The sequence below is a fragment of the Limnohabitans sp. 2KL-17 genome (genome assembly GCF_003063415.1).
Taxonomy (GTDB): Bacteria; Pseudomonadota; Gammaproteobacteria; order Burkholderiales; family Burkholderiaceae_C; genus Limnohabitans_A.
The window spans coordinates 13,115-34,901 of sequence record NZ_NESK01000008.1 but is presented as its reverse complement, the minus strand read 5'-3'; the positions used below and the strand labels follow the sequence as shown (position 1 = coordinate 34,901).

General features: G+C 61.8%; 21 protein-coding genes and 2 riboswitches. Of the genes, 11 read left to right on the top strand and 10 right to left on the bottom strand.

Annotation, left to right across the window (positions count from 1 at the left end):
* Positions 1 to 17 precede the first annotated feature (17 nt).
* Together B9Z45_RS05205 and B9Z45_RS05200 are read right to left on the bottom strand one after the other, a co-directional pair.
* A complete protein-coding gene (locus B9Z45_RS05205) occupies positions 18 to 1,460 on the bottom strand; it encodes an FAD-binding oxidoreductase (RefSeq protein WP_108406171.1) in 1,443 nt (480 codons plus the stop codon).
* Positions 1,461 to 1,514: 54 nt separating this feature from the next.
* Positions 1,515 to 1,922 (bottom strand): DUF2069 domain-containing protein, encoded by a 408-nt coding sequence (locus B9Z45_RS05200; RefSeq protein ID WP_108406170.1) that lies wholly within the window; start codon positions 1,920 to 1,922, stop codon positions 1,515 to 1,517.
* A gap of 21 nt (positions 1,923 to 1,943) precedes the next feature.
* On the opposite strand from B9Z45_RS05200, the gene B9Z45_RS05195 reads away from it, so the two are divergent.
* Positions 1,944 to 3,203 (top strand): YihY family inner membrane protein, encoded by a 1,260-nt coding sequence (locus tag B9Z45_RS05195; protein ID WP_108406169.1) that lies wholly within the window; start codon positions 1,944 to 1,946, stop codon positions 3,201 to 3,203.
* A gap of 56 nt (positions 3,204 to 3,259) precedes the next feature.
* Here the strand turns inward: B9Z45_RS05195 and B9Z45_RS05190 are convergent, their stop codons facing one another.
* The 3 genes from B9Z45_RS05190 to B9Z45_RS05180 are packed head-to-tail and all read right to left on the bottom strand — an operon-like array spanning position 3,260 to position 6,689.
* Entirely contained in the window at positions 3,260 to 4,579 is a 1,320-nt protein-coding gene (locus B9Z45_RS05190; protein WP_108406168.1) for a cytochrome P450, read from the bottom strand.
* Complete coding sequence (locus tag B9Z45_RS05185; RefSeq protein ID WP_108406167.1) at positions 4,576 to 5,394, bottom strand: alpha/beta fold hydrolase; 819 nt, start codon at positions 5,392 to 5,394, stop codon at positions 4,576 to 4,578. Before B9Z45_RS05185 ends, B9Z45_RS05190 begins: the two co-directional genes overlap by 4 nt.
* On the bottom strand, positions 5,391 to 6,689 hold the full coding sequence (locus B9Z45_RS05180) for an O-acetylhomoserine aminocarboxypropyltransferase (RefSeq protein WP_108406166.1): 1,299 nt from the start codon (positions 6,687 to 6,689) through the stop codon (positions 5,391 to 5,393). Before B9Z45_RS05180 ends, B9Z45_RS05185 begins: the two co-directional genes overlap by 4 nt.
* 116 nt (positions 6,690 to 6,805) lie before the next feature.
* On the opposite strand from B9Z45_RS05180, the gene B9Z45_RS05175 reads away from it, so the two are divergent.
* The 9 genes from B9Z45_RS05175 (at position 6,806) to B9Z45_RS05135 (ending at position 13,821) form a co-directional block, all read left to right on the top strand.
* Complete coding sequence (locus B9Z45_RS05175; protein ID WP_108406165.1) at positions 6,806 to 7,273, top strand: CBS domain-containing protein; 468 nt, start codon at positions 6,806 to 6,808, stop codon at positions 7,271 to 7,273.
* Positions 7,274 to 7,319: 46 nt separating this feature from the next.
* Complete coding sequence (gene aroC / locus B9Z45_RS05170; RefSeq protein WP_108406164.1) at positions 7,320 to 8,417, top strand: chorismate synthase; 1,098 nt, start codon at positions 7,320 to 7,322, stop codon at positions 8,415 to 8,417.
* 3 nt (positions 8,418 to 8,420) lie between these two features.
* Entirely contained in the window at positions 8,421 to 9,602 is a 1,182-nt protein-coding gene (locus B9Z45_RS05165; RefSeq protein ID WP_108406163.1) for an MFS transporter, read from the top strand.
* A gap of 51 nt (positions 9,603 to 9,653) precedes the next feature.
* Positions 9,654 to 10,541 (top strand): alpha/beta fold hydrolase, encoded by an 888-nt coding sequence (locus B9Z45_RS05160; protein ID WP_233252084.1) that lies wholly within the window; start codon positions 9,654 to 9,656, stop codon positions 10,539 to 10,541.
* A 114-nt stretch (positions 10,542 to 10,655) separates the two neighbouring features.
* Entirely contained in the window at positions 10,656 to 11,312 is a 657-nt protein-coding gene (locus B9Z45_RS05155; protein WP_108406162.1) for a DsbA family oxidoreductase, read from the top strand.
* A 16-nt stretch (positions 11,313 to 11,328) separates the two neighbouring features.
* On the top strand, positions 11,329 to 11,946 hold the full coding sequence (locus tag B9Z45_RS05150) for a histidine phosphatase family protein (RefSeq protein WP_233252083.1): 618 nt from the start codon (positions 11,329 to 11,331) through the stop codon (positions 11,944 to 11,946).
* Positions 11,943 to 12,350 (top strand): thiol-disulfide oxidoreductase DCC family protein, encoded by a 408-nt coding sequence (locus B9Z45_RS05145; protein ID WP_108406161.1) that lies wholly within the window; start codon positions 11,943 to 11,945, stop codon positions 12,348 to 12,350. The genes B9Z45_RS05150 and B9Z45_RS05145 overlap by 4 nt, the downstream gene beginning before the upstream one ends.
* 50 nt (positions 12,351 to 12,400) lie before the next feature.
* Positions 12,401 to 13,126, top strand: coding sequence for an SUMF1/EgtB/PvdO family nonheme iron enzyme (locus B9Z45_RS05140; protein WP_233252082.1), 726 nt, complete (start codon positions 12,401 to 12,403; stop codon positions 13,124 to 13,126).
* Positions 13,123 to 13,821: a short-chain dehydrogenase gene (locus B9Z45_RS05135; protein ID WP_370445809.1), complete on the top strand. Its 699-nt coding sequence runs from the start codon at positions 13,123 to 13,125 to the stop codon at positions 13,819 to 13,821. The genes B9Z45_RS05140 and B9Z45_RS05135 overlap by 4 nt, the downstream gene beginning before the upstream one ends.
* Before the next feature lie 26 nt (positions 13,822 to 13,847).
* On the opposite strand, the gene B9Z45_RS05130 is transcribed toward B9Z45_RS05135, so the two are convergent.
* Positions 13,848 to 15,773, bottom strand: a complete 1,926-nt coding sequence (locus tag B9Z45_RS05130) for a radical SAM protein (RefSeq protein WP_108406160.1) — start codon at positions 15,771 to 15,773, stop codon at positions 13,848 to 13,850.
* Positions 15,774 to 15,891: 118 nt separating this feature from the next.
* Here B9Z45_RS05130 and B9Z45_RS05125 point away from each other — a divergent pair, with 118 nt between their 5' ends.
* Positions 15,892 to 17,049 carry a J domain-containing protein gene (locus B9Z45_RS05125; protein ID WP_108406159.1) on the top strand — a complete coding sequence of 386 codons (1,158 nt, stop codon included), beginning with the start codon at positions 15,892 to 15,894 and terminating at the stop codon, positions 17,047 to 17,049.
* On the opposite strand, the gene B9Z45_RS05120 is transcribed toward B9Z45_RS05125, so the two are convergent.
* The 4 genes from B9Z45_RS05120 to B9Z45_RS05105 form a co-directional block, all read right to left on the bottom strand.
* Positions 17,030 to 17,512, bottom strand: coding sequence for a GNAT family N-acetyltransferase (locus B9Z45_RS05120; protein WP_108406158.1), 483 nt, complete (start codon positions 17,510 to 17,512; stop codon positions 17,030 to 17,032). The genes B9Z45_RS05125 and B9Z45_RS05120 overlap by 20 nt on opposite strands.
* Before the next feature lie 91 nt (positions 17,513 to 17,603).
* Positions 17,604 to 18,659 (bottom strand): low specificity L-threonine aldolase, encoded by a 1,056-nt coding sequence (locus tag B9Z45_RS05115; RefSeq protein ID WP_108406247.1) that lies wholly within the window; start codon positions 18,657 to 18,659, stop codon positions 17,604 to 17,606.
* A gap of 64 nt (positions 18,660 to 18,723) precedes the next feature.
* Positions 18,724 to 20,115, bottom strand: a complete 1,392-nt coding sequence (locus B9Z45_RS05110) for an L-serine ammonia-lyase (RefSeq protein WP_108406157.1) — start codon at positions 20,113 to 20,115, stop codon at positions 18,724 to 18,726.
* Positions 20,116 to 20,141: 26 nt separating this feature from the next.
* Positions 20,142 to 21,416 (bottom strand): D-amino acid dehydrogenase, encoded by a 1,275-nt coding sequence (locus tag B9Z45_RS05105; RefSeq protein ID WP_108406156.1) that lies wholly within the window; start codon positions 21,414 to 21,416, stop codon positions 20,142 to 20,144.
* 62 nt (positions 21,417 to 21,478) lie between these two features.
* Positions 21,479 to 21,585, bottom strand: a riboswitch (glycine riboswitch).
* Positions 21,586 to 21,607: 22 nt separating this feature from the next.
* Positions 21,608 to 21,700, bottom strand: a riboswitch (glycine riboswitch).
* Positions 21,701 to 21,787 lie beyond the last annotated feature (87 nt).

Sequence of the window (21,787 nt, the reverse complement as noted above, 5' to 3'; positions counted from 1 at the left end):
TCTTTGGGGCTGGGCGTTCAGCCCAGCACCCGCCCCGGATTCATCAGGTTCTGCGGGTCCAGTGCTTTTTTCACGGCCCGCATCATCGCCAGCGCCGTGGGGTCTTTGTAAAGTGGCAGTTTGCCCACCTTGAGTTCGCCCACGCCATGCTCGGCGCTGATGGATCCCTCAAACTTGGCCACTTGGTCGAACACCAGGGTGTTGACCTTGTCTTCAAATTCACGCAAAAAGGCATGTCCATCCACGCCCTCAGGCGCCTGCACGTTGTAGTGCAGGTTGCCGTCGCCCAGATGGCCAAAGTCAACCATGCGCACACCGGGCACTTCGCGGGCCAGCAGGGCATCGGTCTCCAGCACAAAGGCCGGAATGCGCGACACCGGGATGCTGATGTCGTGTTTGATGTTCAGGCCTTCAGCGGCCTGGGCCAGGGTGATGCTCTCGCGGACATGCCACAGGCCGCGTGCCTGGGCCAGATTTTCGGCCACCACGGCGTCGGTCACGCAAGCTTGTTCCATGGCCGCTTCCAGCAAGGCTTCGAACTGGCTGCGGGCATGTTGTTCGTTTTCGCTGTCGGAGTTTTCGAGCAGCACGCACCAAGGCGTGGCTTGCCAAAGCGGCACGCGCAGTTGCGGGTAATGCTTGTCAACCAGGCCGAGCGCAAACTGGTTCATGACTTCAAAACCCGTGAGGCCAGGCCCCAGGCGCTGGTGGGCCAAGCCCAGCAGTTGCACGGCGGCTTGCAGGGTGGGCACAGCGGCCCAGGCAGTAAGCTGTGCCGCGGGCTGGGGGTAAAGCTTGAGGGTTGCGGCGGTGATGATGCCCAGCGTGCCTTCGCTGCCGATCATCAGATTGCGCAGGTCATAGCCCGTGTTGTCCTTGCGCAATCCGCTCAGGCCGTGCCAGATGTCGCCCTGGGCGGTCACCACTTCCAGGCCCAGGCAAAGGTCACGCGTGTTGCCGTAGCGCACCACTTGCGTGCCGCCTGCGTTGGTGCCCAGGTTGCCGCCAATGGTGCAACTGCCCTCGGCCCCCAGACTTAGGGGAAACAAAAAGCCAGCGTTTTCGGCCGCAGTTTGCAGGTTTTGCAAAACACAGCCGGCATCCACGGTGATGGTGAGGTTGTCTTTGTCGATGGCCCGTACGGCATTCATGCGCGTCATGCTGAGCACGATCTGCTTGCCTGACCCGTCAGGCACGCCGCCGACCACCAGACCGGTGTTGCCGCCTTGGGGCACGATGGGCGTGCCCGTTGCAGCGCAGGCCTTGACCACGGCAGCCACTTCTTGTGTGTTGCCTGGGCGCACCACTGCCAAGGCCAGGCCTTTGACGCGTTTGCGCCAGTCTTGTTCCCAGGGGCTCAAGTCGGTGGCCGGGTCTTGGTGGGTCAGCACATGGTTTGGGCCACAGATTTGGCGCAACAAAGCAATCAATGCGATTTGGGCGGTGCTTGGAGCGGTCATGGTCTGGCTTGTTGGGAGAGGCAATTTGGGGTCAACGTCTTCGGACGGTGGTGCTCAGTCTCTGGGCACGGGCACAAAATTGCCCGTGGCCTTGGCCGCCTTGAACCGAATGCGCACATGCAGCGCGCAAGCCACAAACAAGGTGGTGCACAACAGAATTTGCAGTCCGGCCAGTGCGTTGGAGGGCCAGGCATCGCCCCAGGCACGCACCACGCCTTCTGTGAAGTAAAGCCAGACCAGCATGCTGACCCAGCGGTAGGTGTACATGCGGTTTTTCAGCAGGCCGGCCAGTGGAATGCACAAGGGCAAGACCTTGATGGCCCACAAAGTGCCGCCCTCCCGCAGGGGTGCCAGCCAAAGCTCCCAGGCCAGGCCCAAAAGGATCAGGCCCAGCAAACTGCCAACGGCCATCCAACGGGTGAAATCGACGCCAGCGGGTATGTTTTCTGTGGTGGTGTTCATTGCGGTGGCATCATACCGGGCATGCAATCAAACCCCTTGAAGTCCACATGGAAAGCACAGTTCTCGCTGTGGTGGCAAGAATTGACGGTTTTCCCCTGGCGCCAGATGGCGGGCGTTTTGGCTGAACGCTTTCGCGATGCCCGTTTGGGCGTGAGCGCCAGTTCCCTCACTTTCACCACCGTACTCGCTTTGGTGCCGCTGTTTGCTGTGGGCCTGGCCGTCTTTGCGGCCTTTCCGGTGTTTGGCAAATTTCAGGACACGATCCAGCGCTGGCTGATTGAGAGCCTGGTGCCCGAGAGCATTGCCCGCCAGGTGCTCAGTTACCTGACGCAGTTTTCCCGCAAGGCCAGCCGATTGGGAACGGTCGGATTGGTGGCGGTGCTGATGACCGCGGTGGCCTTGATGGTGACGATCGAACGCACCATGGGGCAAATCTGGCGCTTACGGCGTCAGCGGCCTTTGCCGCAAAGGGTCTTGCTGTATTGGTCTGCCATCACTTTGGGGCCCTTGTTTTTGGGCGCCAGTCTGGCCATCACTTCTTATGTGGTGACGGCTTCGCGCGATGTGGTGGATGTGTTGCCGGGCTCTGTGCGCTGGTTGCTCGACAGCTTTGAGTTTTTGTTGCTGACCGCCTGTGTCAGTGGTTTGTATTTTTATGTGCCTTACACCCGTGTGCGCTGGCGCCATGCCATCACCGCCGGGTTTTTGGTGGCGGGGGGGGTGGAACTGGCCAAAAAATTATTGGCTGTTTACCTGCTGCAGGTGCCCACTTATTCGGTCATCTACGGCGCTTTTGCAGCGCTGCCGATTTTGTTGGTCTGGATTTATGTGACTTGGCTGATTGTCTTGCTGGGTGCGGTGTTGGCTTCCAGTCTGCCCGAGTTGGGGCGCCAGACCTGGCGCAAGCCCGATGGCCCGGGCTGGGGCTTCAGGCTGGCACTGGAGGTGTTGGCCGAGTTGAATGCCGCCAAAGCATCCCAGCAGCGCGGTTTCAGCACCGACGAATTGGCATCGCGCTTGCGCGTGGAGCCGATCGAGCTGCGGCAGGTGCTCGATGTTTTGCAAAGCCTCGACTGGGTAGGCCGCCTGACCGAGCAAAACGACCAGGGGCAAGCCCGTCAAGTGTTGCTGATGGACCCGGCGCAGACCAGCGTGGCACCTTTGGCTGAGCGGCTGCTGGTGCTGCGTGCATCGCCCACCGACCCGGTGTGGCTTCAAACAGGGCTTGAACGCATTGTGGTGACGCAGTTGCTGCCCGATGCAAATCAGGCCAGCCGCTAAAGCCCCTCGAAGCCTGGGTGCGGGAGGGGCCGGGTGAGGCGATTCGCCGAAGGCCCTCAGGCGGTGCGAAAGACGGCGCTTAAAAATCCACGAAAACGTGCACGCCCGCCGCGCACCGGGGCTTGGGTCAGCTGGTAATCTGGAAAGCGCTGCAAAAACCGACCGATGGCGATGCGCCCTTCCAGCCGCGCCAGACTCAGGCCTGCGCACTGGTGCACACCAAACCCAAAAGCCAGGTGCTTGTTGCCCGTGCGGCGCAGGTCGAGCTGTTCGGGCTGGTCGTACACAGCGGGGTCGCGGTTGGCCGCACCGATGCACAGCGTGATCAAGGCGCCCGCAGGCAGATCGACCCCGTTGACCTGGGTGGCTTGCAGCGCACGTCGGTTGCTGAGCTGGTTGGACGACTCGAAGCGCAAAAATTCGTCCACGGCCAGGTTGAGGGCTTGGTCTCGTTCTTCGTTGGAAGCGGCCGCCAGCAAGTCGGCCTTGAGCTGATCGCGCTGCGCCGGCCATTCCTGCAGGCTGATGAGCGCATTGCCGATCAGGTTGGTGGTGGTTTCGTGCCCGGCGTTGAGCAAGAACACGCAGTTTTGCAGCAACTCGACTTCGCTCAGTGCATCACCGCCTTCTTCGCCTTGGATGAGCCGGGTCAGCACATCGTGCTCTGGATCACCCGGGTGTTGGCGGCGCTGGGCGACCAGCGCGCGCAGGTAGGCCAGAAACTCGTTCACGCTGCGGTTGCCCAAGGCTTCTTGCTCGGGGGTGAGGGTCGGCTCCAGCGCGCCCAGAATGGCCAGCGACCAGCCGCGCAGCGGCTCACGGTCGGCATGGGGCACGTCCAGCAGGTTGCCGATGATCTCGACTGGAATGGCCGAGGCAAAGTCTTCGATCAGGTCGCCGCCGCCTTGGGCCTCGATCTTGTCCAGCAGGCTGTCGACCAACTCCACCAGGCCGGGCTCCATGGCCTCGATGGCGCGGCGCGTCAGGGCGCCCATGATCAGACGCCGCACCCGGGTGTGCAGTGGCGGGTCGTTGAAAACAAGGCTGTGGGTGTGGTGCTCAAACAGCGGGGCCACGCCACCCGGTGGGGCGAAGGGGGGCTGGTTGAAGGGCGCATGGTTGTATTTGGGGCCAAACTCAACCTGCTTGTCGGAGCTGAACACTTTGGCATCGCGGTACACCGCCACCAGATCGGCGTGGCGCGTGAGGAAATACGCGCCATCGGGCATGCGTTTGAAAGGCTCGGCCTCTCGCAATGCGGCATACACCCCGTAGGGGTTGTTCAAAAAATCAGGGGGGAGAGCGCGCAGGTCGAGTGTTTGGGCGATCTGTTGCGCACGCAGGGCGCTCATGGGCGGGGTGATGCTGAGGGTCATGTTTTTAAAAAATCCTTGAGGGCTTGCAGCACGCCTTCAGGCGCCTCGGTCATCAGCGAGTGGCCTGCAGGCAGCTTGACCACCTTGGGCTTGGCGCACAGTGCGATCAGGCTTTGCGCCGCTTTGGGCGGCGTCATTTGGTCAGCATCGCCCAGCACAAACAACACAGGGCATTGCACTTGTGGCATGGCCATTTCGCCGCCGTTGTAGCTGTCGCAAGCCTTGAAGCCGATGTTGAACACATTGGCCTGGGGGTTGCTGGCCAGCACGCGCCGCATCAGCGCCTTGCTGCCGCCATAAAGCCAGGTGCCGGGGCCCAAAGCCGAGGGGGGCGGTGCCAGCGTGGAATGCGAAAAGCTGTTGACCATGTCAATCGCCTTGAATGGGGCGCTGACCGATTGTTCCAGCAAGGCGGGCGAAACCCGCATGGGGTAGGCCGTGCCCACCATCACCAAGTGGCCGATGCGCCCGGGGTGGGCCTGGGCGTCGCGTGCCGCGGCTTCCAGGGCGATCAGCGAGCCAAAGCTGTGCCCGATCAGGGCGGCTTTTTCGACCTGGAGCGCGTCGAGCAGGGCGATCACGGTGTCGGCGGCCTGTTGCACGCTGTGCGGCGGTGGGCCGTCGCTTTTGCAATGGCCGGGCAGGTCAATCGCCAGCACATTCCAGCCGTGGTGGGCCATGTAGCGGGTTTGCAGGATCCAGACGCTGTGGTCATTCAGCACGCCGTGGATGAAGACGGCTGTGGGCTGCGCCGGGTTGAAGGGCTTGCCGCCGGTGTAGGCGTAGAGGTCGTGGCCTTGAACAGACGTTTTCATGCGGCTTTCTCCGCAGCCTTCAAGGCTTTTTTCAGATCGTCGATCAAGTCGGCCGGATCTTCCAGCCCGATGGACAGGCGGATCGTGCCGGGCCCAATGCCACTGGCGACCAGGGCCTCGTCGGTCATGCGGAAATGGGTCGTGCTGGCCGGGTGAATCACCAGGCTGCGGCAGTCGCCCACGTTGGCCAGGTGGCTGAAGACCTTGAGGGTTTCAATGAACTTTTGCCCCTGTGTGCGTGAGCCCTTGATGTCAAAGCTGAAAACCGAGCCCGCGCCACGCGGCAGCAGTTTTTGCGCCAGCGCGTGCGAGGGGTGGCTCTCCAGCATGGGGTGGCCCACCCGGCTCACCAAGGGGTGTGAGGCCAAAAACTCAACCACCTTGGTGGTGTTTTCCATGTGCCTGGCCATGCGCAAGGGCAGGGTTTCGATGCCTTGCAAAATCAGCCAGGCGGTGTGTGGGCTCATGCAGGCACCAAAGTCGCGCAGGCCTTCGCGCCGGGCCCGCAGCAAAAATGCCCCCACGGTGCTTTCTTCGCTGAACACCATGTTGTGAAAGCCCGCATAGGCCTGGCTCAGTTCGGCAAACTTGCCGGACTTGTCCCAGTCAAAGCTGCCGCCATCGACCACCACGCCGCCGACCACTGTGCCGTGGCCCGACAGGAACTTGGTGGCCGAGTGGTAGACCAGATCGGCCCCATGGTCAAAAGGCTGGATCAGCCAGGGCGATGTCAGGGTGGAGTCGACCAGCAGCGGCACGCCGTTGTCGTGCGCGATGGCGCTGATGGCCGGGATGTCGAGCACGTCCAGCCCGGGGTTGCCCACGGTCTCACCAAAAAACAGTTTGGTGTTGGGTTGCACGGCGGCACGCCAGGCGTCCAGATCGCCGGGTTTGACAAAGGTGGTGCTGATGCCGAAGCGGCTCAGGGTGAAGTGCAGCAGGTTGTGTGAACCACCATACAAAGCGGTAGACGCCACGATGTGTGAGCCTGCGCCCATCAGGGTGGCGATCGTCAGGTGCAAGGCCGCTTGTCCGCTGGCCGTGGTGATGGCCCCAATGCCACCTTCCAGGGCAGAGATGCGTTGCTCCAGCACCGCGTTGGTCGGGTTGCTGATGCGGCTGTAGACATGGCCTGGACGCTCGAGGTTAAAAAGCGCTGCGGCCTGGTCGGTCGACTCAAAGACAAACGATGTGGTCAGGTGGATGGGGACCGCACGAGCACCGGTGCTCGGGTCGGGCGCGGCCCCCGCGTGAAGGGCCAAGGTGTCAAAACCGGGGTCGCTGTAACCAGCCATGAGGAGTCTCCGAAAAAATACAAAGTGTTTGCCAAGCTTTTGGCCTGGCTTTCGGCATTCATTGTGGGCTATATTGGAATTTCATCTAAACCGGATCGACCCTCAGGAGACATACCATGCAAGTCAGCGACATTCTTCGCGTCAAGGGCGGCACACTGTTCACGGTGCACCCTGATGAACCTTTGTCTCGGGCCATGAACGACATGGCCGAAAAAGACATGGGCTCACTGGTGGTCATGGCAAACGGCGATCTGTTGGGCATGCTGACTTTCCGCGAGGTGATCCAGCAGATCGTCAAAAACGGCGGCCAGGTGGGTGCCACCACCGTGCGAGAAGCCATGGACGCCCAACCCCAGACCTGCACTGGAGACACCGACATCAACGAAGTGCGCCGCATGATGCTGGAGCACCATGCCCGCTACATGCCCGTCATGGACCAGCGCATGCTCATGGGCGTCATCAGCTTTTATGACGTGGCCAAGGCCGTGGTGGACAGCCAGAACTTTGAAAACAAGATGCTCAAGGCCTACATCCGCGATTGGCCCGAAGGCTCGGCCCCCGAGTCTGAAGACGTCAAACTCTGAAGGTGCCTGGCCAGCCCAAGCCCCCGCTCTGGGATAATCCAACCCCATGAGCGGCAATACCTTTGGAAATCTCTTCTCGGTCACCAATTTTGGTGAGTCCCATGGCCCGGCCATTGGCTGCGTGATTGACGGCTGCCCTCCGGGCATGCCGCTGTCCGAGGCCGACATCCAGCCCGACCTGGACCGACGCCGGCCCGGCACCAGCAAATTTGTCACCCAACGCAACGAACCCGACGCGGTGCAGATCATCTCGGGCGTGTACCAGGGCCTGACCACAGGCACCCCGATTTGCCTGCTCATTCAGAACACCGACCAGCGCAGCAAGGACTATGGCGACATCCTGCAGACCTTCCGTCCGGGGCATGCCGACTACACCTACTGGCGCAAGTATGGCTTGCGCGATCCGCGTGGCGGCGGACGGTCATCGGCCCGTCTGACCGCGCCCATGGTGGCCGCAGGCGCCGTGGCAAAAAAATGGCTGAAAGAAAAATTTGGCACCACTTTTGTGGGCTGCATGACCCAGATCGGCGACATGCCGATTGGTTTTGAGAGCTGGGACCATGTGCAGGCCAACCCGTTTTTTGCCCCGGTCGCCGATGTGTCGGCGCTGGAGGACTACATGAACGCGCTGCGCAAGTCGGGCGATTCTTGCGGGGCCCGCTTGCGCGTGGTGGCCCGTGGCGTGCCGGTCGGCCTGGGCCAGCCCTTGTTTGACAAGATCGATGCCGATATCGCGTACGCGATGATGGGCATCAACGCGGTCAAGGGTGTGGAGATAGGCGCCGGTTTTGCTTGCGTGACCCAAAAAGGCAGCACTGCCGGTGACACCCTGACGCAGCAAGGCTTTGTCGGCAACAACGCTGGAGGTGTGCTCGGGGGCATCAGCACCGGGCAAGACATCGAGGTGTCGATTGCCGTGAAGCCCACCAGCTCGATATTGATCCCCCGCGATTCGATTGACTCGAATGGCCAGCCCACCGAAGTCATCACCAAAGGCCGCCACGACCCGTGTGTCGGCATCCGAGCCACGCCGATTGCCGAGGCCATGCTGGCGCTGGTGGTCATGGAGCACGCCTTGCAACACCGCGCCCAGTGTGGCGATGTTGAGCACACATTGGCCCCCATCGCCGCTGTCAAGCCTTAAGGCATGACGCAACGCCGCCAACTCTTGCCGTTTGCCGCACTCTCGGCCAGTTATTTCGCCCACATCGGGTTTTTCAACCCCTACCTGCCCCTGTGGCTGAAAGACATGGGCCTGAGCTTGCTGACCATCAGCTTGCTCACGGCCGTGCAGGCGGGCACCCGCTTGTTTGCGCCCTACGCCTGGGGGGCCTTGAGCGACCGCACCGGCGAGCGCGTGAAGTTGTTGCGGATTGGGGCTGGCGTGGCCTTTGCGACAGCTTGTTTGCTGTTTCTGGACTGGGGCCCTTTGGGGCTGGGCCTGGTCTTGCTGGTCATGTTCACCCACACCAGTTCCATGATGCCCATGAGTGAAGCGGCCATGGCCCACCTGGTCAGTCAGGGTGGGGCTTTTGACACCAAACGCTATGGGCGTGTGCGCTTGTGGGGGTCCATGGGGTTTCTGGTGACGGTGTTTTTGGCGGGGGCCTGGTTCGAGGCTTTTGGCATGCGGCACTTCCCGGGCTGGACGGTCCTGACTTTGGGGGCGGTGTTGCTGAGTGTCTGGTGGATGCCGGACATCAAGGAAACCGCGCACCATGTGCATGTTCATGTACCGGTGGGGCCCGTGCTGAGTCAAAAACCGGTGCAGTGGTTTTTCGCTTCCACATTTTTCCATGTGCTCTCGCACATCGGCATTTACGTGTTTTTCTCGCTTTACCTGGATTCGCTGGGCTATAGCAAAACCATGATCGGTGTGCTGTGGGCTGTGTCGGTGGCGGTGGAGGTGGTGTGGTTTTTTACCCAGTCGCGCTGGTTGCCCCGTGTCTCGTTGACTGGCTGGCTGGTGCTGTGTTCGGTCACCATGTTGCTGCGCATGGGACTGACCGCTACGTGGGCGGATGTCTTGTGGGTGTTGCTGCTGGCGCAGACCCTGCACGCCATCACCTTTGCTACGCACCACACGGTGTGCATCGCCTTGATTTCACACCATTTTCCGGGCCGTTTGCGTGGGCGAGGACAGGCGCTGTACACCGTGGCGGCTTACGGGTTTCCGGGCGTATTGGGGGCCTTGCTGGGCGGCGTGATCAGCGAGCGCTGGGGCCTGCAAAGCGTTTTTTGGGTCAGCTGCCTGACCAGTGCCGTGGCCACAGCAGCGGCTTACAAGGTTTGGCGTTTGCAACATCCGCGACTTGTGCGGACCCCTTAGTACTTTCAGCGCCCAGCCGCTTGAGCCACCGATTTCGCCGTGAATAGTCCCATGAATTTCGATATGCGTTGTGCCGTGCTGCCCAATTTTCTACCCCCTGATTTGAGCCTGGCGCTGGCCCAAGCCCAGCGTCTGGAAACCCGCCTGAACGGCGCTGCCACGGTCTGGCACGCCTGGGGCGAGCCCCTGCAACCCACGGTGGTGTTGTTGCACGGTGGCAGCGGCAGCTGGACGCACTGGGTGCACAACATTGCCCCCCTGGTCCATACCGGCTGGCGTGTGCTGGTGCCCGACTTGCCCGGCTTTGGCGACTCGGACTTGCCCACAGGCTGCAACGATGTGGACGCTTTGCCCGCCCATTTGCACGCAGGCCTGTTGCAACTGCAGGCTGGTGGGTTTTGCGCCGGGCTTGTGAGCCTGGTGGGTTTTTCATTTGGCGGCATGGCGGCCGCCTTGTGGCTGGCCGATTACCCCCAGGATGCCGTCCGCTTGGTGTTGGTGGGTGCGCCGGGCATGGGCCTGACAGTGTCCGAGCGCGTCCCGCTCAAGGGGTGGCGGCATTTGACCACCGCCGAGGCGCAAGAGCAGGTGCACCGGCACAATTTGATGGCCTTGATGCTGCTGCAGCCCGAAAGCCTGGACGCCCTGGCCTTGGCCTTGCACGCGGCCAATGTGCAGCGCGACCGCATGCCGCGCCGCCGCCTGTCGTCCACCGACATCGTGGCCCGCACTTTGCCGCGATTGCAGGTGCCGGTCAGTGCCATTTATGGTGAGCACGATGCCTTGTACCGTGGCCGACTGCCCGAACTGCAAGCGGCCATGCAAGGCTTGTCGACCCGTTGGGGGCAATGGCACACCGTGCCGGCCGCCGGACATTGGGTGCAATACGAAGCCCCAGAGCCATTCCATGCCGCATTGCTGGACATCCTGCGTGCGTGAGGCCCAGCCCCTGCAGGCACTGGGCTTTTGCGCCTGACCGCCAGCGGCCATTGGCTGACGCGTGGAAAATAGCCATGTTTGCCCCCATTTTTTTAGCCCTTCAAGACCCTGCCCATGACCACCCTCAAAATTGATTTCGTGTCCGACATCGCCTGCCCCTGGTGCGCGGTTGGTTTGGGGGCCCTTGAGATGGCGCTCGAGCGCCTGCAGGGGGATGTGCAGGCCGATCTGCATTTCCAGCCCTTTGAGCTGAACCCCCACATGCCCCCGGGCGGGCAGGATCTGGGCGAGCACCTGACCCAAAAATACGGCTCGACTGCCGAGCAGCAGACACAGATTCGCCAGACGATTGCTGCGCGGGGGGCCGAGGTCGGGTTCGAATTTCACATCGGCGGGCGAGGCCGCGTCTACAACACCTTCAATGCCCACCGTTTGCTGCACTGGGCCGAAGGCCAGGGTGCAGACGCCCAGCACGCCCTGAAAAAAGCGTTCTTGCAGGCTTATCAAGGCCGCGCAGAGTGCATCGAAGACGCCCAGGTCTTGCTCGCGGCTGTGGCTGCAGCAGGGCTCGACGTGGCCGCCGCCCAAGCGGTGCTGGACAGCGATGCCCACACCGCCGAGGTGCGCGAACGCCAGCAGTTTTACGCGCAAGCGGGCATCCGTTCGGTGCCTGCAGTCATCATCAACGACAAGCACCTGATTTCGGGTGGGCAGCCGGTCGAGGTGTTCGAGCAGGCCTTGCGCCGCATCGCCTCGGGCGAAGTGTCCTGAGCCGCAGGCGTTTGTCATGAGCGAACACACCGCCCAACTTTTGCACCGCAGGGCCATGCTGGCCAGCCTGAGCACGGCTGTGGCGGCCCCGATGCTGGCCTCTTTGGCTTTGCCGGTCTGGGCGCAAGCGGCCAATACGGGTGCCCTGGCCGAGCTGGCACGGCTGTGGCGGCGTGAGGGGGGCGTGTTGTTGATTCGCCATGCCGCGACCGAAGCGGGTTTGGGCGACCCGCCGGGTTTTGTGTTGGGCCAGTGCAGCACCCAGCGCAACCTGAGCGAAGCGGGCCGCAAAGCCTCGCGCGGTTTGGCGGCCTCGATGCAGGCCCATGGTTTCAAGCCCGATGCCGTGCGCAGCAGCCAATGGTGCCGTTGCCAGGACACAGCCCGGCTGGCTTTCGGCCAATACGAGGATTGGTCGGCCCTCAACAGCACCTTTGCGGGCCAGGGTGATGCAAGCGCACAGCTCCGGGCTTTGCGCGAGCGCTTGCTGGCCATGCCTGCCGGGCGCATCGAAGTGTGGGTCACGCACCAGGTCATCATGACCGGGCTGACCAGTGCCTACCCCGGTCTGGGTGAAGGCTTTTTGGTGGACCGCCAAGGGCGCTTGCTGGCGCGTGGAGACCTGGCCGCATGAGCCAAGCCTTGCCAAGTGTGCTGCCCGCTGCGCTGCCACTTTTGACGGTGTACTTTGATGGCTCCTGCCCTTTGTGTCGGCGCGAAATCGCCATTTACCAACGCTTGCCGCAAGCCCTGTCCATGGCCTGGGTTGATGTCAGTGCAGGGCAGGACACAGGCGGGCTCAGCTGCGAGGCGGCCATGGCCCGTTTTCATGTGCGCGACAGCCAGGGGCGTTTGTTCAGCGGCGCCGCGGCTTTCTCTGTCATGTGGCGGCTGTTTCCTGGCTGGCGCTGGCTGGGTTGGTTGTCGGTCTGGCCGCCCATGTCTTGGGCGTTTGAGTGGGCTTACCGCTTGTTTTTGCCGATCCGACCGCACTTGCAAAAGTGGGTGCGGCGTTGGTCGGGGGAGGCGTCATCTTGAGATACGGCCCGTTTTTTTCTGCGACTTGGCTGCGTGGCTTGCTGCCTGGCATGGTTTTTTTCATGCACGGGGCGATGGCCCAGGTGGGCGACAAAGTGCCTTTGGGCAACTGGGCCATTGACCGGACCGAAGTCACCATTGGCCAGTTCGAGCGTTACGTGCGGGCCACCGGCACCGTGACCCGGGCAGAAAAAGAGGGTGGTGGCTTTGAGTACGGGGCTGGCTGGGAGCGACGCCCCGGCTGGTCCTGGCGACATCCCGATGGCCTGGCCGCTGGTGCGGCGACCCGAGCCGACCTGCCTGCGGTGCACCTGGACTTTGCCGAAGCACAAGCCTATTGCCGTTGGGCCGGGGGCCGATTGCCCACGGGCGCCGAGTGGCAAAAGGCCGGGTTTACCGAGCTTCGCGATGCACCTCCGGCCCCTTGGGTGAAAGGGCGTACCTACCCCTGGACCACCGGAGACAGCCCACAAGGGGCCAACACCAGCGATGCCGACCCCTGGCCACGCGCTGCGCCGGCCGGTGACACCCGCCAAGGGGTGAACGGCTTGTACGACATGGGCGCCAATGTCTGGGAATGGACCAGCGACGCCCGTGGCCCGGAGCGCCGTACCGTGGGCGGCTCCTGGTGGTACGGCGCGTTCAACATGAAAGCCGATGTGCAGGCCTTCAAACCGGCCGATTTTTATGCGGTGTACATCGGTTTTCGCTGTGCATACGACCTCAAACCGCAAGACCCCCAAGCACAGCAACGTCCGAGTAAAACCCGACCATGATGCATTCCCTGCCTGAGGGCTACCGTGCCCTGGTGATTGGCGCAAGCGGTGCCATTGGCAGCGCCTTGGTGCAACAGTTGCAAAGCGACCCGCGTTGTGCGTCGGTGCTGGGCGTGTCGCGGCAAAGCATGCCTGGGCTGGATGTGCTGAGCGAGCCCAGCATCCAGGCCTGCGCGCTGGCGCTGGCAGCGCAAGGGCCGTTTCATTTGGTGCTGGACGCCACGGGCGCCTTGACCGTGAACGGGCGCGGCCCTGAAAAGCGCCTGGACGAACTGGATGCCTCGCACCTGCTGGCCGCGCTGCACCTCAATGCCGTGGGGCCCGGCTTGTTGCTCAAGCACTTTGCGCCCTTGCTGGCCACGGGTCAGCGGGTTATTTGGGGCAAGTTGTCGGCGCGGGTGGGCAGCATCGAAGACAACCGCAAGGGCGGCTGGTATGGCTACCGTGTGGCCAAGGCGGCACTCAACATGCTGCTGCAAACATCGGCCATCGAAATCGCCCGGCGCAGGCCGCTGGCGCTGGTGGTGGCTTTGCAGCCTGGCACCGTGCAATCGGGCTTGAGCCAGCCCTTTGTAGGTGACGATGCGATGCGTCCTGATGAAGCGGCACGGCGTTTGCTGGCCGCGCTGGATGGCTTGCAGCCCACAGGGCGAGCGCAGTTTGTGGACCACCAAGGGCTAGCCATCGCCTGGTGAAGCGATACCCCGGGGCGCGAAGGGCTTCAGCCCAGTGCTTTGGCGATTTTTTGGCGGGGTACTGTGGTCTTGGGGCACTGCCCTTTGGGCAGCTCAAACCATTGGCGCACGTCGTTTTCAACGCCTACACCGTGCATGAAGTTGTAAATGGCCTTTTTCAGGCCCTGTCCCAGCAGGTCGTGGTCGATGCCCTGGCCCAGCGGAGTGGGGTCCACAAAGCCCACATCGTTGCGTGCAAACTGGCCCTCGGGCAAGGGCATCAGCTTGACGCCATAGGCATCGGGGTTCAGGCCCACGGGTGAATGCACCGTGCAGACAAAGCGGTGAAAAAATCCGCTGTGGATGCAGCCGTTTTCAAACATCTGGCGCACGTATTCCAGCGCATCCACCGTGTCTTGCACGGTCTGGGTCGGAAAGCCGTACATCAGGTAGGCGTGCACCAGCACGCCCGCATCGGCAAAGCCTTTGGTCACCCGAGCCACTTGTTCGACCGAGACGCCTTTTTGCATGAGTTGCAGCAAGCGGTCGGACGCGACCTCTAGCCCACCCGACATGGCGATGCAGCCGCTTTGTGCCAGCAACTCGCACAGCTCGGGGGTGAAGGTTTTTTCAAAACGGATGTTGCCCCACCACGAAATTTGGACACCCCGGCGCAGCAGTTCTTCGGCCAGGGCTTTGAGGGCTTTGGGCGGCGCCGCTTCGTCCACAAAGTGAAAGCCGGTTTGGCCCGTTTCGGCCACGATCTGCTCAATCCGGTCCACAAGCGTGCTGGCGCTGGCCGTCTCGTAGCGGCTGATGTAGTCCAGGCTCACGTCGCAAAAGCTGCATTTTTTCCAGTAGCAGCCATGCGCCACAGTGAGCTTGTTCCAGCGGCCGTCGCTCCACAGCCGGTTCATGGGGTTGAGCATGTCCAGAAGCGACAAGTACTTTTGCAAGGGCAAGCCGTCCCAGGTGGGGGTGCCCACCTCTTCAAAGGGGATGTCGGGCTCTTTCAGGTTGATGTATTGCACCTGGCCTGCGTCGTTCTTGATGAAGGTGCGCACCAGGCGCTGGGTGCTGCGTTTTCCTTGCAGGTGTTCGATCAGGTTGAGCAAGGGCCGCTCACCACCGTCCAGGGTGATGTAGTCGACATGGTCAAACACGCGGGCGTCAGCCAGATCTCTCAGCTCGGTGTTGACAAAGCCGCCGCCCAGCCCGATGCGGATGTCCGGGTGTGTGCGCTTGATGCATTGGGCGATGCGAAACGCCGCATAAACCGAGCCGGGAAATGGCACGGACAAAAGCACCAAATGGGGCTGGTGCCTGTCAATGGCCTGCAGCGCCAGGCGTTCCAGTGTGGTGTCGATCAGATGGGCGGGCTGTGCCAGGGCCTCGGCCAAGGCGTCAAAGTTGGGTTGGCTGGCGGACAGGCGTTCTGCGTAGCGCACGAACTCAAACCCCTCATCGACGGCATCGCGCAACACGTCGGCCAAGTCGTTCAAATACAAGGTGGCCAAATGCCGCGCACGGTCGGTTTGCCCCAAAGCACCAAAGGCCCAGCCAATCGGGTCGCCTGTGCCATCGTCTTCGTAGGCATCCAGGGCGACAAAGCGGGGGCCTTCAGGCAAAAAGCCCCGCCCCGCGATGCGGTGGCTCAGGGTGCTGTCGCGGCCTTGTAAAAAGGCGATAACCGGGTCAATGGTCTGGGCGTAGTCTGCAAAATGGTCGAGGAAAAAATTGACCGGCCCTGAGCGGTCTTCGAGGGGCAAGGCCAGCGCTGCATCGCGCAAATCGGTCAGGCCCTGGCGGTTGAGCAAAGCCAGCACCGTGGCCAGCGCCAGGTCTTCCTGCAAAGCATCAAAACCCCGCGCGCGCAAAAAACCCGTCAGGTAAGCCGTGGACGGGTAGGGCGTGTTCAGCTGCGTCATCGGCGGGATGATGCTCAGAATCTTGAACGGGGCGGGGCTTGGCATGGGGGGGGCAGATTTCAAATCGGTGGGGGGATTATCAACGGGTGCGTGGGCGTCGCTCCGACATGGTGAGGCGTTAACATCCAGAGGCATGGTTTGATTGCCGCACGATGCTCTTCAGATGACATCTTCCCCAGAAACGCCCTCCAATTCCCTGTCTTTCCTGTCCGCCTTGGCGGTGCAGGCTACGGCACAAGCCAAGCTCACGCCTGCCCAGCAGCGCTTCAACGAATTGCTGGCCCGGATTGAGCTGCTGACGGGGCACATTCAGCGTCTCGAGGCTTGGTCTGACCGGCACCGTTACAGCCACATTCAAGCCTTGAGAGCGTCGGCACAACAGGCCCAGGCGCACCGGAAAAACCTGCTGTTCTTTTTGCATGAACGCTTGCAAACGGCAGACTTTACGGTGCAGCAGCAACGCATGGCCCGTGGCAAGTTGCGCAGTCTGCTCGGTGCGCTGGCCGCCACAGCCGACCCCCAGGTGCAGGCCCTGGCCAATTTGTACGTGAGCGAAGAGGACACACAAGAAGCGGCAGAGGAACAGGCTGAGGCAGCGCAGCGCCTGCGGGAACGAATTGAAGAAGCCCTGGGCCAGCCGATTGACAAGCCCAGCCAGTACCAGACCCCCGAAGAAATGATGGCCGCCGGCATGCGCCAGTGGCAACGCCAGCAAAAGGCCGACGACGACCGCAAGGCCGCCAAGCGCGCAGCCCGCAAAGCGAATCAAAAAAGCGCTGCGGCTGAAAAGGGCGAAATTTCTCCGGCGATGGCGCGCGAGACCGATGCCAAAAGCGCCATCCGCACGATATTCAGGCAGTTGGCCAGAGCCTTGCATCCTGACCGCGAGCCCGTCGAATCAGAGCGCTTGCGCAAGACCGGGCTGATGAGCGAGGTCAATGCGGCTTATGAAAAAAACGACCTGACCACCTTGCTGCGCCTGCAAATGCAGGTGGCGCAGGTCAACCTCCTAAATAAGGCAGGCACGGCACGTATCGCCGACGACAAGCTGATCGCCATGTCTTTGTGGCTCAAGGAGCAGGTGGCCGCGCTCGAAGACGATCTGGATCATCTGGAAAGCCGTTTGAGCCAAGAGTTGTGCTTGCCAGTGCGCGCCGATGCCGACGAAGAGGTCCTGAGCCTGTCACTGCAGCGCATCCAGGCCGACCAGCGTCACACCGCCGACAGCCTGGCGGCCGATTTGCGTCGCATTCAAAATGACGCCGAACTCAAGCGCTGGCTCAAAGAGCAGTGGCTTCTGGCTAAAGCCACTTCTGCATGAAGCTGGCTTGGCCCGCTGCCGGGTCGAGCGCGTAAGGCTCAAAGCCAAAGCCCAGATAGCTTTTCAAAGCGCACGTGTTGCCTCGTAGCACTTCCAAGGTCAGCTTGCAGCAGTGGCGGTCCTTGGCGTGCTGCTCGGCAGCTGCCAGCAAAGCCTGGCCCACCCCCGCGCCCCGGTGGCCCGGGAGCACGGCGATGTCGTGGATGTTCATCAGGGGCCGTGCCTTGAAGGTCGAGTAGCCCTCGATGCAGTTGACCAAGCCCACGGGCGCATCCCCCAGCCAGGCGATGAAGCTGGCCACATCTCTGCGTGCGGCCAGGTCATCGCACAAGCGCGCCTTCACATCCTGCGCCAGAGCCTCGCCCCCGCCCATCGGGTCTTGGGCATAGGCATCCAGCAGCATCACCAGGGCAGAGCGGTGAGCTGGGTTTAGATAATCAACAGGTAGGACTTGGAGGGGCATGGCGGTCTTGTTCTCCTGAGGCACATGAGCGAGTGGTGTGCGTGATGCTTACTGTCCATGATGCTCCTCGGGCTGGAGTGATCGTCCTGGCTCAGTCGTTCAAACAGTACATATCGGCCAGCAAGGCGTCGACCGAGGCTTGCGTCGTGTCCCAGGCGCACATGAAGCGGCAGCCACCCCCGGCAATGAACTGGTAGAACTTCCAGCCCTTGGCATGCAGGGCCTCTACCAGGGGTTTGGGCAATTGGGCGAACACGCCGTTGGCCTCGGGGGCGTGCAAAACCTGGACACCTTTGACCTGCAACATGCCAGCGTACAGGCGTTGAGCCATCGCATTGGCATGACCCGCATTGCACAGCCAAGTGTTGTTGTGGAGCAAACCCACCCAAGGGGCTGAAATGAAGCGCATCTTGGAGGCCAACTGCCCGGCTTGCTTGACGCGCCAGGCAAAGTCCTGCGACAGCGAACGGTCAAAAAAGACCACCGCCTCACCCACCGGCAGGCCATTTTTGGTGCCGCCAAAGCACAGCACGTCCACCCCCGCCTTCCAGGTGATCTCTGCCGGGCTGCAGCCCAAGTGCGCCACGGCGTTGGCAAAACGAGCCCCGTCCATGTGGAATTTAAGGCTGTGTTTTTGGGTCATCCACGACAGGGCGCTGACTTCGTCCACACTGTAGACCGTGCCCAGTTCGGTGGCCTGGGTGATGGACACCACCTTGGGTCGGGGGTAGTGGATGTCGCTGCGTTTGGTGACCAAGGTTTCAATCGCCTCGGGCGTGAGTTTGCCGCGGTGCGCCGCAGTGGACAGACCCTCGGCCACCAGCAATTTGGAGCCGTTGGAGAAAAACTCCGGCCCTCCGCATTCATCGGTTTCGATGTGCGCCACCGGGGTGCAGATGACCGAGTGGTAGCTCTGGCACATGGCGGCAAGAGCGAGGGAGTTGGCAGCGGTGCCGTTGAAGACGTAGTACACGTCGCAATTGATTTCGAACAGCTCGCGCAGCATGTTGGTGGAGCGCTCGGTCCAGCGGTCATCGCCATAGGCCGGCTCGTGGCCGCTGGCGTTGGCCTCCAGCAGGGCTTGCAGCGCCTCGGGACAGGTGCCTGCGTAGTTGTCACTGGCAAATTGCTGAGGTGTGGTGTGCATGTTTTTCTCAGTGTGGTGTGTGGTGCTGTGCCCAATGGGCGTAGGCATGTGCAGACGCGTCGGCTCAACATTCAATGATGTTGACGGCCAGTCCTCCGCGAGCGGTTTCCTTGTATTTTGTCTTCATGTCCGCACCGGTTTCGCGCATGGTTTTGATGACTTTGTCCAGGCTGACGAAATGGCTGCCATCCCCATGCAGCGCCATGCGGGCCGCATTGATGGCTTTGACCGAGGCGATGGCGTTGCGCTCGATGCAGGGAATTTGCACCAGCCCGCCCACAGGGTCACAGGTCAGGCCCAAATGGTGCTCCATGCCAATCTCAGCGGCGTTTTCAACTTGCTCGGGCGAGCCACCCATCACCGCACACAAAGCACCAGCGGCCATGCTGCAGGCCACGCCCACCTCGCCTTGGCAGCCCACTTCGGCACCGCTGATGCTGGCGTTTTCTTTGTACAAAATACCGATGGCTCCTGCGGTGAGAAAAAAGTCGATCAAACCCGCATCGGTAGCGCCAGGCACGAAGCGACGGTAGTAGTGCAGCACCGCAGGCACAATGCCTGCCGCGCCATTGGTGGGCGCCGTAACCACCCGACCGCCAGCAGCGTTTTCTTCGTTCACTGCCAGTGCATACAGGTTCACCCAGTCCAACACGGCCAAAGGGTCGGTCAGGGCCTTCTCGGGCTGGTGCGTCAGGTTGCGCCACAGCTGGGGGGCGCGTCGTTTGACCTTGAAGCCGCCAGGCAAGATGCCGTCGTTGCGCAAGCCCGCCGCGACGCAGTCTTGCATGGTGACCCACAGGTGCAGCAATCCCTTGTCGATGTCGGCATCGCTGCGCCAATGCCGCTCGTTGGTGCGCATCACGCCCGCGATGCTCAAGGCGTGTTCGCGGCAGCGTTGCAGCAACTCGTCGCCGCTGCGAAAGGCCACGGGCAGCGCCGTGCTGTCTGGCATCAAGCGTTTTTGGCGCTCACCGTCCTGTGCCAACTCTTGGCTGATGACAAAGCCACCGCCCACCGAGTAGTAGGTGCGTTCTGCGAGGAGCGCGCCAGTGGCGTCCCATGCCAACAACTTGATGCCATTGGCGTGAAATGGCAAGCTTTGGTTGCGGTAAAACAGCAGATCGTCCTTCTCCTGCCAGGCCACGGTGTGGATACCCAGTAATGGCAGACACCGCCCGGCTCGGATGCGCGCAATGGCTGGCTCGATCTCTTCCACCGGCACCGTTTCCGGCTCATAGCCGCAAAGGCCGAGCAACACCGCTTTGTCGCTGCCATGCCCTTTGCCTGTCGCGCCCAATGATCCATAAAGGTTGCAGCGCACGCGTGCAGTGCGTTGTAACAAGTTATGGCTGTGCAGATCCTGCACAAACAGCCGTGCTGCCCGCATAGGGCCCACGGTGTGGGAGCTGCTGGGACCGATGCCAATTTTGAAGAGATCAAATACCGAAATAGCCATGCGGACGCTCCTGGTGTCGGGGGGGATCAGGCTCGCGCCAAGCTTGTGGGGCCTGCAACCGACAAGTTGGCGTGTGACCACGCCAGCACATGCCCGGCCAACTGATGCGCCGTGATAGCGGACAAGGTCCAGCCCAGGTGACCGTGGCCGGTGTTGTAAAAAACATTGGATTTTTTGCCTGCGCCCACACGCGGCAGCATGGTGGGCATCATGGGGCGCAAGCCGGCCCAGGGCACCACGCGGCGGGTGTCGATGTCCGGGAAGCACTGGTTAACCCATTGGATCAAAGGCTGGATGCGGTCAGCGCGAATGTCCAGGTTGATGCCATTGAACTCGGCGGTGCCAGCGACACGGAAGCGGTCATCGCCCAGGCGACTGGTGACCAGCTTGGTTTCGTCGTCCAACAAGCTGACTTGGGGGGCGGCGCCCTGGCTGGCGGCATCCGGCAGATTGACCGTGATGGAGTAGCCCTTGACCGGGTAAATGTTGATGCGGTCGCCCAGTTGAGCTGCCAGGCGTCGGCTGTGCACGCCCGCACAGATGACGATGCCGTCAAAGGTGAGGGTGTCGGTTTCGCCTGCGTGTTGCACTTGTACAAAAGCACTTTGACCATTGGCCGCCACGCTCAGGACTTCGTGTTCATTGAGGATCTTCACGCCCATGCGCTCACAGGCCTTGGCCAGCCCGTAGGTGAACATGTGGATGTCGCCTGTCGAGTCGCTTTCGGTGAAGTAGCCACCGTAGTAATCGCCATGCAGTGTGGGCTCGATGGCCTTCATTTCAGCGGGGGTGACGGCGCGTCGGGGCAGGCCGCCTTGCGCCAGCAATTTGGAGACTTGGCCTGCGTGGTCGAAGCCTTTTTTATTGCGGTAAAAGTGCAGAATGCCTTCGCGCTTGTGGTCGAACTCAATGCCTTCGGCTTGGGCCCATGCAAAGTGGTGCTCGCGCGAAGCAATGGCCAGTTGCGCGGTGGCCACCGTGTTGTCCTTGTACTTGGGAATGGCGGCGATGAACTCGGCCATCCAGCTGATTTTGTGCCAAGTGGGCGTGGGGTTCATCAACAGAGGGGCATCGCTTTTGAGCATCCACTTCAGCCCCTTGATGATCGTGGAAGGGTGGGTCCAGACTTCGGCATTGGAGGCCGACAATTGCCCACCGTTGGCGTATGACGTTTCCATGCCGGGATAGCGGTTTTTTTCGATCAGGGTGACCTGGATGCCTTGTTGGGCCAGGGCATAAGCGCTGGTCACGCCCGTGATGCCACCACCAATGATGACCATGTGTTTTGCTGAATGATTCATGCAAGTTCTCTCAAATCAACGTCTCAAACAGTAAGGCATGCGGCACGCCGGATGCGTGTTGCATGACCCCCTCTGTTTGAAACCTGAGAGATTCACCGAACGTGCTGTTCAGTTTGCTCCTGCGGTGAACCGGGGTGACGAACCCTGGTTGCTCTTCAGAGTGTGTGGCACCTCATTTGAGGATGGGGTGCCTGCCTGCATCGGTCCTTTGGCCTGAGAGTTTCCGGGGTGGTTGCTCCTTCGGCGCTGTCTGTTGTTTCGACAGTCTCTCCCGATGCGGGAGTTTGATCTTAATCGGTATGTCCTGGTATTTCTAGAATTCGAGAAACATTTATGAAGGAATTCATCGCGGTCAGAGGCCGCGATGTGAA

Coding starts and splice junctions, on each gene's coding strand:
- B9Z45_RS05165 (WP_108406163.1), top strand. CDS start 8,421: ATGACGCAACGCCGCCAACTCTTGCCGTTTGCCGCACTCTCGGCCAGT.
- B9Z45_RS05120 (WP_108406158.1), bottom strand. CDS start 17,512: ATGCCCCTCCAAGTCCTACCTGTTGATTATCTAAACCCAGCTCACCGC.
- B9Z45_RS05175 (WP_108406165.1), top strand. CDS start 6,806: ATGCAAGTCAGCGACATTCTTCGCGTCAAGGGCGGCACACTGTTCACG.
- B9Z45_RS05115 (WP_108406247.1), bottom strand. CDS start 18,659: ATGCACACCACACCTCAGCAATTTGCCAGTGACAACTACGCAGGCACC.
- B9Z45_RS05105 (WP_108406156.1), bottom strand. CDS start 21,416: ATGAATCATTCAGCAAAACACATGGTCATCATTGGTGGTGGCATCACG.
- B9Z45_RS05145 (WP_108406161.1), top strand. CDS start 11,943: ATGAGCCAAGCCTTGCCAAGTGTGCTGCCCGCTGCGCTGCCACTTTTG.
- B9Z45_RS05190 (WP_108406168.1), bottom strand. CDS start 4,579: ATGACCCTCAGCATCACCCCGCCCATGAGCGCCCTGCGTGCGCAACAG.
- B9Z45_RS05150 (WP_233252083.1), top strand. CDS start 11,329: ATGAGCGAACACACCGCCCAACTTTTGCACCGCAGGGCCATGCTGGCC.
- B9Z45_RS05125 (WP_108406159.1), top strand. CDS start 15,892: ATGACATCTTCCCCAGAAACGCCCTCCAATTCCCTGTCTTTCCTGTCC.
- B9Z45_RS05195 (WP_108406169.1), top strand. CDS start 1,944: ATGCAATCAAACCCCTTGAAGTCCACATGGAAAGCACAGTTCTCGCTG.
- aroC (WP_108406164.1), top strand. CDS start 7,320: ATGAGCGGCAATACCTTTGGAAATCTCTTCTCGGTCACCAATTTTGGT.
- B9Z45_RS05180 (WP_108406166.1), bottom strand. CDS start 6,689: ATGGCTGGTTACAGCGACCCCGGTTTTGACACCTTGGCCCTTCACGCG.
- B9Z45_RS05135 (WP_370445809.1), top strand. CDS start 13,123: ATGATGCATTCCCTGCCTGAGGGCTACCGTGCCCTGGTGATTGGCGCA.
- B9Z45_RS05155 (WP_108406162.1), top strand. CDS start 10,656: ATGACCACCCTCAAAATTGATTTCGTGTCCGACATCGCCTGCCCCTGG.
- B9Z45_RS05160 (WP_233252084.1), top strand. CDS start 9,654: ATGAATTTCGATATGCGTTGTGCCGTGCTGCCCAATTTTCTACCCCCT.
- B9Z45_RS05110 (WP_108406157.1), bottom strand. CDS start 20,115: ATGGCTATTTCGGTATTTGATCTCTTCAAAATTGGCATCGGTCCCAGC.
- B9Z45_RS05185 (WP_108406167.1), bottom strand. CDS start 5,394: ATGAAAACGTCTGTTCAAGGCCACGACCTCTACGCCTACACCGGCGGC.
- B9Z45_RS05200 (WP_108406170.1), bottom strand. CDS start 1,922: ATGAACACCACCACAGAAAACATACCCGCTGGCGTCGATTTCACCCGT.
- B9Z45_RS05205 (WP_108406171.1), bottom strand. CDS start 1,460: ATGACCGCTCCAAGCACCGCCCAAATCGCATTGATTGCTTTGTTGCGC.
- B9Z45_RS05140 (WP_233252082.1), top strand. CDS start 12,401: ATGGTTTTTTTCATGCACGGGGCGATGGCCCAGGTGGGCGACAAAGTG.
- B9Z45_RS05130 (WP_108406160.1), bottom strand. CDS start 15,773: ATGCCAAGCCCCGCCCCGTTCAAGATTCTGAGCATCATCCCGCCGATG.